This window comes from Burkholderia sp. Bp9016 (assembly GCF_003857765.1).
Lineage (GTDB): Bacteria > Pseudomonadota > Gammaproteobacteria > Burkholderiales > Burkholderiaceae > Burkholderia.
Genome location: NZ_QTPY01000094.1, coordinates 1 through 638 on the forward strand (window position 1 = coordinate 1; position 638 = coordinate 638).

Genomic DNA, 638 nt, shown 5'->3' on the forward strand with positions numbered 1-638 from the left:
GGCACCTTGATCTCGGCGATCACGCGGCCCGGGTTCGACGACAGCACCAGAATCCGGTCGCACATGAACACCGCTTCCTCGATGTTGTGCGTGACGATCAGCACCGACTTGATCGGCATCCGGCCTTGCGTCCACAGATCGAGCAGGTCGGTGCGCAGCGTTTCCGCGGTCAGCACGTCGAGTGCCGAGAACGGCTCGTCCATCAGCAGGATCGTCGGGTCGACGACGAGCGCGCGCGCAAAGCCCACGCGCTGGCGCATCCCGCCCGACAGCTCGCGCGGATACGCGTTCTCGAAACCGTCGAGACCGATCAGGTCGATCGCCGCGAGCGCGCGTTCGCGCCGCTCGCGCGCGCCGACGCCCAGCGCTTCGAGGCCGGCTTCCACGTTTTGCAGCACGGTCAGCCACGGGAACAGCGCGAAGGTCTGGAACACCATCGCGACGCCTTCGGCCGGGCCGCGCAGCGGCTTGCCGAGATAGGTCACTTCACCGCCGGTCGGCTCGATCAGGCCGGCGATGATGCGCAACAACGTGGATTTGCCCGACCCGGAACGGCCGAGCAGCCCGACGATCTCGCCTTCGCGCAGCGACAGGTTCGCGTCGTCGAGCACGAGCAGTTCGCCCTGCGTCTTGTTGAA

The 638-nt window shown here is 67.1% G+C and carries 1 protein-coding gene; it reads right to left on the reverse strand.

Annotated features, from left to right (window positions below):
- A partial coding sequence (locus tag DIE13_RS32580; protein ID WP_148094103.1) for an ABC transporter ATP-binding protein occupies positions 1–638 on the reverse strand: 638 nt, incomplete at both ends.